The organism is Sulfitobacter albidus, from assembly GCF_018200035.1.
GTDB classification, from domain to species: domain Bacteria; phylum Pseudomonadota; class Alphaproteobacteria; order Rhodobacterales; family Rhodobacteraceae; genus Sulfitobacter; species Sulfitobacter albidus.
Window position 1 is genome coordinate 2,064,726 of sequence record NZ_CP073581.1, and the last position, 12,013, is coordinate 2,076,738.

General features: G+C 63.2%; 10 protein-coding genes and 1 pseudogene. All 11 read left to right on the top strand.

Annotated features, from left to right (window positions below; all coding sequences use genetic code 11):
* Positions 1 to 202: 202 nt before the first annotated feature.
* Positions 203 to 1,441 carry a CpaE/TadZ family protein gene (locus tag KDD17_RS09925; RefSeq protein ID WP_212703521.1) on the top strand — a complete coding sequence of 413 codons (1,239 nt, stop codon included), beginning with the start codon at positions 203 to 205 and terminating at the stop codon, positions 1,439 to 1,441.
* A 23-nt stretch (positions 1,442 to 1,464) separates the two neighbouring features.
* Entirely contained in the window at positions 1,465 to 2,886 is a 1,422-nt protein-coding gene (locus KDD17_RS09930) for a TadA family conjugal transfer-associated ATPase (protein WP_212703522.1), read from the top strand.
* Positions 2,887 to 2,896: 10 nt separating this feature from the next.
* Positions 2,897 to 3,859: a type II secretion system F family protein gene (locus KDD17_RS09935; RefSeq protein WP_212703523.1), complete on the top strand. Its 963-nt coding sequence runs from the start codon at positions 2,897 to 2,899 to the stop codon at positions 3,857 to 3,859.
* Between the two features lie 9 nt (positions 3,860 to 3,868).
* Positions 3,869 to 4,846, top strand: coding sequence for a type II secretion system F family protein (locus tag KDD17_RS09940; protein ID WP_212703524.1), 978 nt, complete (start codon positions 3,869 to 3,871; stop codon positions 4,844 to 4,846).
* Entirely contained in the window at positions 4,846 to 5,445 is a 600-nt protein-coding gene (locus tag KDD17_RS09945) for a tetratricopeptide repeat protein (RefSeq protein WP_212703525.1), read from the top strand. The genes KDD17_RS09940 and KDD17_RS09945 overlap by 1 nt, the downstream gene beginning before the upstream one ends.
* A gap of 69 nt (positions 5,446 to 5,514) precedes the next feature.
* On the top strand, positions 5,515 to 6,363 hold the full coding sequence (locus KDD17_RS09950; RefSeq protein WP_212703526.1) for a tetratricopeptide repeat protein: 849 nt from the start codon (positions 5,515 to 5,517) through the stop codon (positions 6,361 to 6,363).
* Positions 6,364 to 6,365: 2 nt separating this feature from the next.
* Entirely contained in the window at positions 6,366 to 6,860 is a 495-nt protein-coding gene (locus tag KDD17_RS09955) for a prepilin peptidase (RefSeq protein WP_212703527.1), read from the top strand.
* A gap of 65 nt (positions 6,861 to 6,925) precedes the next feature.
* On the top strand, positions 6,926 to 8,233 hold the full coding sequence (locus KDD17_RS09960) for a DUF8689 domain-containing protein (protein ID WP_212703528.1): 1,308 nt from the start codon (positions 6,926 to 6,928) through the stop codon (positions 8,231 to 8,233).
* A 58-nt stretch (positions 8,234 to 8,291) separates the two neighbouring features.
* Complete coding sequence (locus KDD17_RS09965; RefSeq protein ID WP_212703529.1) at positions 8,292 to 8,759, top strand: peptidase associated/transthyretin-like domain-containing protein; 468 nt, start codon at positions 8,292 to 8,294, stop codon at positions 8,757 to 8,759.
* 6 nt (positions 8,760 to 8,765) lie between these two features.
* Entirely contained in the window at positions 8,766 to 9,341 is a 576-nt protein-coding gene (locus KDD17_RS09970) for a ferric reductase-like transmembrane domain-containing protein (protein WP_212703530.1), read from the top strand.
* A gap of 202 nt (positions 9,342 to 9,543) precedes the next feature.
* Positions 9,544 to 11,995 (top strand): annotated as a pseudogene (locus KDD17_RS09975) (ligase-associated DNA damage response DEXH box helicase).
* The last annotated feature ends 18 nt before the right edge of the window (positions 11,996 to 12,013 follow it).

Genomic DNA, 12,013 nt, shown 5'->3' on the forward strand with positions numbered 1-12,013 from the left:
CCCGTCATGGTTTCACCAAATCAAACAATGGCGGCAATCCGGCCCAAATCTCGCCCCAAAGCGACGCCATAGATATCCCTAGCAGAAAGCCCCTCCCCCGTGCGTTCACGGATCGGGGCACCCCACGGCCCCTGATTGAAACGCGGACATATAATCGCGCCAGATCAGTACCTTGGCCACGGAAACAGAAGGATATTTGGCGATGAGCAGCACCATGCCACAACCCGAACAGGCCGCGATTCTTGCCTGTACCGTCAGCCGCGACGTTCAGAACTTCGATCTGTTGATCGAGGATATGGAAACCATCCTCGGCGAAAGCTGGGGCGATCTGGGATTTGCCGAGGCGCTCGCTTTCTTCGGCCAGCCCGAAGCCGCCGGCATGGAATTCATCGCCCTCGCCATGGACGAAGAGGACGAAGACAACCTGCCGATGATGAGCGAGATCATCACGGCGGCCAAGAAGCGAAACATCAAGGTCGTGCTGATCGCCGAGGACGTCACACCGGGCGCGCTGCATTCGCTGCTGCGCGGCGGTGCGGATGAATTCGTGCCCTACCCGCTGCCAGAAGGCGAATTGGCGCAGGCCGTCGAACGGATCCGCACCCCCGATCCCGCCCCCGTGCCCGCCGCCGCCGACGGCCCGTCGCTGAAGGCCGGGGCGCAAAAGGACGGCGCGCTGATCGTGGTGCACGGCCTTGCCGGCGGCACCGGTGCAACGACGCTTGCCGTCAACCTTGCGTGGGAACTCGCAACCGTCGCCAAGCGCGACAATCCCAAGGTCTGCCTGCTGGATTTCGATCTGCAATACGGGTCGGTGTCGACCTTCCTCGACCTGCCGCGCCGCGAAGTGGTCTATGAAATGCTGTCGGATACCGAAAGCATGGACGAAGAGATCTTTGGCCAGGCGCTGCTGACCTATGAGGACAAGCTGCACGTGCTGACGGCCCCGTCGGACATGTTGCCGCTGGATCTGATCACTGCCGAGGACATCAACCGCGTGCTCAACATGGCGCGCAACCAGTTCGACTACGTGATCGTCGATATGCCCTCGACGCTGGTGCAGTGGTCCGAAACCGTGCTGACCAACGCGCATATCTACTTCGCCACGCTCGAGCTCGACATGCGGTCGGCCCAGAACACGCTGCGCTTCAAACGCGCGCTGCAATCCGAGGAGCTGCCGGTTGAAAAGCTGCGATATGTGCTCAACCGCGCGCCCAAGTTCACCGATCTGAGCGCCAAGAGCCGGGTAAAGCGTCTGGCCGAAAGCCTTGGCATCGCGATTGATCTGCAACTGCCCGACGGCGGCAAGCCGATCACGCAGGCCAACGACCACGGGCTGCCGCTGGCAAGCTCTGCCGCGAAAAGCCCGTTGCGCCGCGAAATCGCCAAACTTGCCGCGTCCATCCACACCCTGCGGGACGATGAGGCCGCCGCGGCCTGATCCATATAGAAAAGAGACACGCGATGTTTTCCAAGTACAAAAAGCCCGACGCAGCCCCCGCGCCCGCGGCCCCCGCGCCGCAAAAGGTAACGCCGATCACCGAGGCAAAGCCCAGCATGCGCCGCGCGTCCGCCCCCGCGGCCGCCACGCCGGTCGACAAGGAGGTCAAGCGCAAGCAGCGCATGGGCGACATCAAGCTTGAGCTGCACCGCGCGCTTCTCGACAATCTCAACCTTGCCGCGCTTGAACACGCGACCGAACAGGACCTGCGCCAGGAAATCAACGCCATCGCGGCGGAGTTTCTGTCCGAGAATTCAATCGTGCTGGGGCGCGAGGACCGGCTGACGCTGAATTCAGAACTTTACGACGAAGTCACCGGCCTGGGCCCGCTCGAGACGCTTTTGAAAGATGAAAGCGTGAACGATATTCTCGTCAACGGCCCGCAGCAGATCTTTGTCGAACGCTCCGGCAAGCTGGAATTGACCGACGTCACCTTCAAGGATGAGCGTCACCTGCTGCGCATCATCGACAAGATTGTGAGCGCCGTCGGTCGGCGCGTGGACGAAAGCAACCCCTACGTCGATGCCCGCCTGAAAGACGGCTCGCGTTTCAACGCGATGGTCCCACCCGTGGCCGTCGACGGCTCGCTCGTCTCCATCCGTAAGTTCAAAAAGGACAAGCTCGGGATCGACGATCTGGTGCAATTCGGCGCCTTCACCGAGGAAATGGCCGCCTATCTGCAGGCCGCCGTGGCCACGCGCCTGAATGTCATCGTCTCGGGCGGTACCGGCTCGGGTAAAACCACCACACTCAACGCGCTCAGCTCCTTCATCGACAACGCCGAACGCATCCTGACGATCGAGGATACGGCGGAACTTCAGCTGCAACAGACCCACGTGGGCCGCATGGAAAGCCGCCCGCCCAACGTCGAGGGCAAGGGCGAGGTTTCCCCCCGCGACTGTCTGAAAAACGCCCTGCGGATGCGCCCCGACCGCATCATCGTGGGTGAGACCCGCGGGGAGGAAGTCATCGACATGCTGCAGGCCATGAACACCGGCCACGACGGCTCAATGACCACGATCCACGCCAACTCCGCCCGCGACGGGGTTTCCCGCCTCGAAAACATGATCGCCATGGCGGGCATCGAAATGCCGCTCAAGGCCGTGCGCTCGCAGATCTCTTCGGCTGTGAACCTCATCGTGCAGGCCTCGCGCCTGCAGGACGGCTCGCGCCGCATGACCTCAATCACCGAGATCACCGGGATGGAGGGTGACGTGATCTCCATGCAGGAGATCTTCCGCTACCAGCGCGTTGGCCTCACGCCGGAAAACAAGATCATCGGCCATTTCACCGCCACCGGCGTGCGCAGCCACTACGCCGAGCGGTTCCGGATGTGGGGCTACGATCTGCCCGCATCCATCTATGAGCCGGTCGCGGCCGAGTAGGAGCAGAAAAATGAGTGCAGAACCAATTATCTACGGGCTGATCTTTGTCGGCGTACTCGTGCTGGTCGAGGGCCTCTATCTGGTGGCTTTCGGGAAATCCATCTCGCTGAACTCCCGCGTGAACCGGCGTCTTGAGATGCTCGACAAGGGCCAGCGCCGCGAAGAGGTGCTCGACAAGCTGCGCAAGGAAATGCAGCAGCACATGAACGCCAAATCGATCCCGCTGTATTCGCTGCTGAGCGTCAAGGCGCAGAAGGCCGCGATTGCCTTTACCCCGCAGCAATTGCTGATGGTGATGGCGGGCGTGTCGGCGATGGTGTTCATGGGTCTGACCGTGGGCACCGCCACCGAGGCGCCCGTGCGTCTGGTGCTGTCGGTGGGCATGGGTGTGGGGGCGGTATTCTTCTGGATCTCATCGAAGGCCAACAAACGCATGGCGATGATCGAGGAGCAGCTGCCCGACGCGGTCGAGCTGATGGTGCGCTCCTTGCGCGTCGGCCACCCGTTCTCGAACGCGATCTCGATCGTGTCCAAGGAAATTCAGGATCCGCTCGCCTCCGAATTCGGGGTGATCGCGGATGAGGCCGCCTACGGGCGCGACGTGGGCGAAGCGCTCAAGGATATGGCCGAACGGCTCGAAATGCAGGATCTGCGCTTTCTCGCGGTGGCCGTGACCATCCAGCAGCAATCGGGTGGTAACCTCGCGGAAATCCTCGCCGGTCTGGCCAAGGTGATCCGCGCCCGCTTTCGCCTTTTCCGCCGCGTGAAGGCGATCACGGCCGAGGCGAAATGGTCCGGCAAATTCCTGTCGGGTTTCCCGGTGATGGCGCTGATCGTCATCAATATCGGCGATCCGAACTACTACGACGAGGTCAAGGAGACCCCGTATTTCATCCCTGCGTGTTTCTTCGTGGGCATCTTCCTGGCGCTGAACCTCTTCGTGATGCGCATGCTGACCAACATCAAAGTCTGAGGATTCCCCATGCTCGATTCACTGACCAACGCCCTGGGCCCCTTCGGCATGATCATTGCCCTCGGCGTGCTCGGCGTGGTGCTTGTCCTCGCGACCGTCGCGATGATGATGAACCAGCCCGAAGACCCGCTCGACAAGCTGGCACGCGACGCGAAATCGCCGCGCGGCAGCCAGAAGGGAGATGGCAAACAGGCCGCGCTGCGCCAAAAGGATGGCAACGCCCAGCTTGAGAAATTCGCAACCTTCCTTGAACCCAAGGACGTGGGCGAGCTGAGCCAGAAACAGCTGGAACTGCGTCAGGCCGGCTATCAGTCCCGCGATGCCGTCCGCATCTTCTACTTTGCGCAGATGGCGCTGGGGGTGCTGGGGCTGGTGATCGGGGTGGTCTACGTGAACTTCATCGTCGAAGGGGACATGGGCACACAGAAAACCGTGATGTGGACATTGGGCCCCGGCGCCATCGGCTATTGGCTGCCCAAATACTGGATCACCCGCCGCGTGGCCGCGCGCAAGGAAGAGATCGAACAGGGCTTTCCCGACGCGCTCGACATGATGCTCGTCTGCGTCGAGGCGGGCCAATCGCTCGATCAGTGCATCAACCGGGTCGGCAAGGAGCTGAAAGCCTCCTACGCCGCGCTTGCGGATGAATTCCAGGTGGTCGCGCACGAGATGAAGGCCGGCAAGGACAAGGTCAGCGTGCTCAATGACATGGGCACCCGCTGCGGGGTGCAGGATGTATCGTCCTTTGTGACCGTGCTGGTGCAATCGGCGGCCTTCGGGACTTCGATCGCCGACGCCCTGCGCGTCTACGCCGGGGAAATGCGCGACAAGCGCGTGATGCGCGCCGAGGAAGCCGCAAACAAGTTGCCAACCAAGATGACACTTGCCACTATGATGCTCACGGTGCCGCCCCTGCTGGTCATCCTCGTGGGACCATCGGCCATGGGCATCGCAAAACTGGGCGAAATGAGCGGACCTGGACAATAATGAACGGCACATGGGGGCGCGGGCTATTCCGCGCTCTGATATTCCTCACGCCGATGGCTTTGGCCGCCTGTTCCACGGGCGGCCTTGGTGCGTCCGTTTTCGGCGCGCGCACGCCCGATCAGCTGGATGCGCCGGGCGTGAACCGCCGGGCCACCGGTGCCGACAACCTTGACGTGGGGCACCGGCTCGTCGCGGCGGGCCAGTACGAGCTGGCGATCAAGAGCTTCAACCGCGCCGCCATCGACCGCGGCACCGTGGACGCCGAAATCCTGTCGGGTCTGGGCACCGCAAACCTGGGGCTTGGCCGTCTGGGTCAGGCCGAACTGCTGCTGCGCCGCGCGTTGGAGCGCGACAGCACGCAGCCCGAAATCTGGAACAATCTGGGCGTTGTGCTGATGGAGCGTGGCAAAATTGTCGACGCGACACAGGTGTTTCGCCGCGCCTTCGCGCTCGATAATGGCGAAAGTGTCTCAATCCGGGACAATCTGCGACTGGCGCAAGAAAAATCGCAGAACTCCGGGACGGTTTCTGCTAACGATGAAGAATATAAACTGGTGCGTCGCGGAACCGGCGATTTCGTCATCCGCTCTTCCTTGTGACCTAAACATAGGCGCGGGGGCCAAAAAGGGCCGCACCACCTGAGGCAGAAGCAGTAAAGGGACGCAAAAATGCGCCATTTTTCCGTTGTGAGCACCGTTTTGACAGGCGCGCTTTTCCTGAGCGCCTGCGCCGAGCAGAACGCCGATGAAACCGTCGAACGCGCCTTTCAGGACGTCAACGTCATCGACGAAAACAACCTTGGCGAGGTGATGCTGACAGTGGGTGACCCCAACGAGGCCGTCACCTATTTCCAGCGGACCCTGCAGGAAGCCCCCGACAATATCGACAGCAACCGCGGCCTTGCCCTTTCGCTGATCCGCGCCAAACGCTTTGACGAGGGCACCGCCGCGTGGCAGCGCACGGTGGCCCTGCCCGGCGCCACCGATGCAGACCGGGTCGAGCTGGCCGATGCGATGATCCGCTCTGGCAACTGGTCGGGTGCAGAGCAGACGCTGACCGCGATCCCGCCCACCCACGAAACATTCAAGCGCTACCGCCTCGAGGCGATCGTCGCCGATAGCAAGCAGCAGTGGAAAAAAGCCGACAGCTTTTACGAGACCGCCGTGGGTCTGACGACCAAACCCGCGCCCGTGCTCAACAACTGGGGCTATTCCAAGCTGACACGCGGCGCCTATGCCGATGCGGAACGTCTGTTCACCCAGGCCGTCGCGCAGGATAGCGCGCTGTTCACCGCAAAGAACAATCTGGTGCTGGCGCGCGGGGCGCAGCGCAACTATGCCCTGCCCGTCGTTCCCATGAGCCAGACCGAACGCGCGCAGCTGCTGCACACCATGGCGCTCTCGGCGATCAAGCAAGGCGATGTGGAAACCGGCAAGGGGCTGCTGCGCGACGCCATCGACACGCATCCGCAGCACTTCGAGGCCGCCGCACGCTCGCTCTCCGCTCTCGAGAGCTGAGGATGTCGATCACCGTTTATTCGGCCGCGTGGTTTTTGCCTTTCGTCCTGCCGATCTGCCTATACGTCTGCTACACCGATATGGCGCGGATGAAGATCACCAATGGCGCCAATCTGTTGCTGGCGGGCGTCTTTATCGCGGTCGGCCTGATCGCACTGCCGTTCGATACGTATCTTTGGCGGCTTCTGAGCATGGTGATCGTGCTCGTCGTGGGCTTCGTGCTGAATATGGCCGGGGCGATGGGGGCGGGCGACAGTAAATTCGCCGCCGCCGCCGCACCGTTTATCGCGCTCGGCGATCTGCGGCTTTTGATGTGGCTCTTTACCGCGACGCTGATCGCGGCCGTTGTCACCCACCGCGGAATAAGGATGACGCCCCTGCGCCGCCTCGCACCCGATTGGGCGTCCTGGGAGCAGGGCAAGAAATTTCCGATGGGCCTCGCGCTCGGCACCACGCTGGCGTTGTATTTGATCCTCGGAATCCTTTACGGCGCCTGATTAATGCCATGATCCCCCTCTAGTCTGCTCGCAAAACACCCCCACCCGAGCAGAGGGATAATGACATGAACGCGCCCACCACCGCCGTAATGGCTCCGCCACCGCCCAAGACATTGCAGGAAATGCGCCTGCCCGTCGTGATGATGCGGGACATCCTGCTGAAAACGATCTTCCGCATGAACCTCGAGATGGTGAGCGAGCTTTCCCGCGCCATCGCCCTGCCGATCCCGGTGACGCAGGAACTGGTCGACATGTGCCGCACCCAGCGCCTGATCGAGGCGACCGGCACGCAAAGCGCCGATGGCGCCAACGAGATGGGCTATCAGCTGACCGACGGCGGTAAGGCCCGCGCGCTCGATGCGCTGGCGCAGTCGGAATATTTCGGCGCAATGCCCGTGCCGCTTGAGGTCTACAAGGAACAGGTCGCGCGCCAATCGGTGCGCAACATGCAGATCACCCGCAACCAGCTCACCGGCGCCATGGGCCATTTGGTGCTGCCCGACGATCTGCTGAGCAATCTTGGCCCCGCCGTCTCCGCAGGCCGCTCGATCCTGATGTACGGCCCGCCGGGTAACGGTAAATCCTCGATCTCAAACGGGATCCGCGACGCGCTTGGCGATCAGGTCTACGTGCCGCGCGCGATTGAATACTCAAGCCAGGTCATCACCGTCTATGACCCCATCGTGCACACCGCCGTCGCCCAGGCAGAGCAGGATCCCACCTCCCTGCGCCGCGTCACCCGGTTCGATGCGCGCTACGTCTGCTGTGAACGCCCCACCGTGGTCACGGGGGGTGAGCTGTCGCTCGACATGCTCGATCTGGTCTACAACCCCACCGCGCGCACTTATCAGGCGCCCTTGCAGCTGAAATCGACCGGCGGGATCTTTATCGTCGACGACCTTGGCCGCCAGAAAGAACCGCCGCAGGCCATCGTCAACCGCTGGATCGTCCCGCTGGAGGAATCGCGCGACATCCTCGCCTTTCAGTCGGGCGAGAAATTCGAGGTGCCGTTCGACACGCTCGTGATCTTCTCGACCAACTTCCACCCCAACGAGATCTTTGACCAGGCCGCCCTGCGCCGGATCTTCTTCAAGATCAAGATCGACGGGCCGAACCAGGCGAACTTCCTCAAGATCTTTTCCATGGTGGCCAAGAAACGCGGCATGCCGCTGGATGAGGCATCGCTCATTCACCTGCTGAAAAACAAATATCCCACGATCGACAACATCTACGCCAACTATCAGCCGATCTTCCTGATCGACCAGATGATCTCGGTCTGCGAATTCGAAGGGATCCCCTATCAGATGAGCCCCGAGCTGATCGACCGGGCGTGGGCGAACATGTTTGTGAAAGATGAACATATTGTAAAGTAGCGGGGGTTTTCGGCGGGCTGTCTGCACCTATCTTGGAGGCAGACAGAGGAGACATATCATGCCATCCCACCTGATCACCCGCCGCACCCTGATTGCAACCGGCGCCTGCGCGCTGGCCGTCCCCGCCCGGGCGGCGGGCGTCGCCCCAACGCCCACCATGCGCGGCGGCGCCAACAATTACCGCCCCGGCGCACCCATCGTGGAGCGGATCGGCGGCGGCGGATTTTTCATGACCGGCACCGTGCGCCGCGCGGGCGACGGCGCGCCCCTGCCCGGCCAGCGCATCCAGATCTGGGCGCACACCACCGAAGGGCACGAGCGCGATCCGCAAAGCCACGGCGCCACGCTCACCGACGCCGACGGCAATTTCCGGCTGGAGATGCCGCAGATCGTGCCCGCCTTTGGTCAGGCGCACGGGCATCTCGCCTACGACTCGGCTGAATTTCAGACGGTGTTCCTGCGCCCGGTGATGTCCGATCCCTCCGCCACCACCCTGCACGCGGATTTTGTGCTGCAACCGGCGTAAGACAGCGTGCGCTGGCTGATCTGGAGCGCGGTCGCCCTTGCACTCGCCGTGCCGGTCGTCCTGTCGCTCGCCAGTCCGCTGCTGGCCTACCGTCAGCCCGTCTATATCGCCGCCGGTCTTGCCGGGGTGCTTGCGCTCTGCGCGCTGTTGATCCAGCCGCTGCTGGCCGGCGGCGCGCTGTGCCTCTCGCCCATCACCTCCCGCTGGCTGCACCGGATCACCGGTGCCAGCCTCGTCGGCCTGACCCTCGTGCACGTGGGCGGGTTGTGGATCACCAGCCCGCCCGATGTGGTCGACGCGCTGCTCTTGCGCTCGCCCACGCAATTCTCGCTTTGGGGCGTGATTGCCATGTGGGCGGTGTTCGCCACCGCCCTCGCGGCGGCTCTCCGCCGCCACCTGCGCCCCCGCGTTTGGCGCTGGGGGCACCGCGCGCTGGCGTTGGTGATCGCGGGCGGCACCATCGCCCACGCCCTGCTGATCGACGGCACGATGGAGCCGTGGTCAAAGGCGCTGCTCTGCGTCGCCGTGGCCCTCGCCGCTGCCTTCGCACTCCTGTCACGGCAACCTTGGCGGTGGCGTTAACACCTTATCGACACACCCCGGCGCGCGCCCCGTTAATCCCGCCTACTGGTGCCAACCGGTGTACGCGCTGTGCACGCGCGGTGTACGGGTTGTGACAACGCCAAAGGCCTGTTTTGCGGGGCATTAAGCCCCTATCGCCCGATCCCGCCTCTGGGTGTTGCGCGCAACTGGCAGCGCACGCCGAGCACGCTACCTCTCTGCCATGACCACACTCCCCCCCAAATTCGCCGATTGGTTTGCCAGCAAGGGCTGGGACATCCATCCCCACCAGCAAGAGATGCTCGATCGCGCCGACGCCCCCGCCACGCTGATGATCGCACCCACCGGTGGCGGTAAAACCCTGTCGGGTTTTCTGCCGACGCTCATTGATCTGGCGAACGGCGATCACGCGGGGATGCACACGCTCTACATCTCCCCGCTCAAGGCGTTAGCCGCTGATATCAAACGCAATTTGACAACCCCGGTCGAAGAGATGCACCTGCCCATCCGCATCGACGAGCGCACCGGCGACACCCCTGCGACACGTCGCAAACGCCAGCGCGCCGACCCCCCGCATATCTTTCTGACGACGCCAGAAAGCCTCGCCCTGCTGGTCAGCTACGAGGACGCGCCGCGCATGTTTCGCGGCCTCAAACGCGTGGTCATTGATGAGATCCACGCCCTCGCCGAAAGCAAACGCGGCGATCAGATGATGTTGGCGCTCGCGCGGCTGCAAACCCTGTGCCCCGACCTCAAACGCGTAGGCCTGTCGGCCACCGTCGAAGACCCTGAAAGCATTGCACATTTCATGGCCCGCCACCCCGATCCCTGCGAGATCCTGATGGCCGATCCCGGCCCGCCCCCGACATCCGGATGCTGCGCACCGAGGAAGCCCCCCCTGGGCCGGGGGCGGCGCGGCCTACGCCATCCCCGCCGTGCTCGAACAGGTCAAACAGCACAACACCACGCTGATCTTTCACAACACCCGCGCGCAGGCGGAAATTTTCTTTCATAATCTGTGGCTTGCGAATGAAGATAGCCTGCCCATCGGCATCCACCACGGCTCCCTCGACCGCCAGCAGCGCGAGCGCGTCGAAGGCGCCATGGTGCGCGGCGAGCTGCGCGCGATCGTCTGCACCGGCAGCCTCGATCTGGGGATAGACTGGGGCGACGTGGATCTGGTGATCCAGATCGGCGCGCCCAAGAATGTCAAACGGCTGGTCCAGCGCATCGGCCGCGCCAACCACCGCTACAACGCACCCTCCAAGGCCTTGTTAGTACCGGCAAATCGCTTTGAAGTGGTCGAATGTATCGCCGCCCTCGACGCCGTGCTCGCGGGCGATCTGGACGGGGAGCCGCGCGGCCGGGGCCCGCGCGACGTGCTGTGCCAGCACATCCTCATCACCGCCTGCGCGGGGCCCTTCGATGCAGATAGCCTCTTTGCCGAATTCCGCTCCGCCGGGGCCTACAGTGACCTCACCCGCGCCGAATTCGACAGCTGCCTCGATTTCTGCGCCACGGGCGGCTACGCCCTGCGCGCCTACGACCGCTGGCAGCGGCTGATCCAACGCCCCGACGGGCACTGGCAGCTGCGCGACCCGCGCGCGGCACAGCGTATCCGTATGAATATAGGCACTATTCAGGATACCGACACGCTCAAGGTGCGCATGCGCCGCAACCGTGGCGGCAAGCCGCTGGGCGAGATCGAGGAAGGCTTTGCCGCGACACTGACACCCGGCGATACCTTCCTCATAGGCGGGCAGATCGTGAAATACGAAGGGCTGCGCGAACTCGTCGTCGAGGTCTCCCGCGATGCTGCCAAAAAGCCCAAGATCGCGACGTTTCTGGGCACCAAATTCGCCACCTCCACCCAGTTGAGCGCCCGTGTGCAGCAGCTCTTTACCCAAGACGACTGGCCCGATCTGCCGCCGCACACCGCTGACTGGCTCGCCCTGCAACGGCGCGTCAGCAAGCTGCCGCAACCCGGCGAATTGCTGATCGAGAGCTTTCCCCACGACAACCGCCCGCATACCGCCATCTACGGTTTTGCCGGGCGCAACGGACAGCAGACGCTGGGCCTGTTGCTGACAAAGCGGATGGAAGAACTGGGCCTTGATCCATTGGGCTTCGTGGCGACCGATTACGCCACGCTGATCTGGGGGCTTGAGCCCGTGACGGATGCGAATGCCCTGCTGGATCCCCAAGCGCTATACGACGGCGTCGAGACATGGCTCGCTGGCAATGCGGTGATGAAACGCACCTTCCGCGCCTCCGCCACGATTGCCGGGCTGATCGAGCGCAACACACCGCAAGCCCGAAAATCAGGTCGGCAGGCAACGTTCAGCTCTGACATCCTTTACGACACCCTGACGAAATACGACCCTGATCACCTGATGCTCGACATCACCCGGGAAGAAGCGCTGCGCGGCCTCGTCGACTTTGGCCGGATCGAGGAAATGCTCGCCCGGACGCAAGGCCGTATCGACCATATCAGCCGCGATCGCGTCACCCCCCTCGCCGCTCCACTCTTGCTCGAGGCGGGGCGCGTACCGGTGAAAGGCGGTGCCGAAGAACGGCTGATCGCTGAGGAGGCCGCGAGGCTCATGGAAACCTCGGGCCTCAACCAAATAACACCACCTCCGGCTGACAAGCCAAAGTGGCGGGTAGGCTGGTGACCTCTAGCGAGCGCGGTG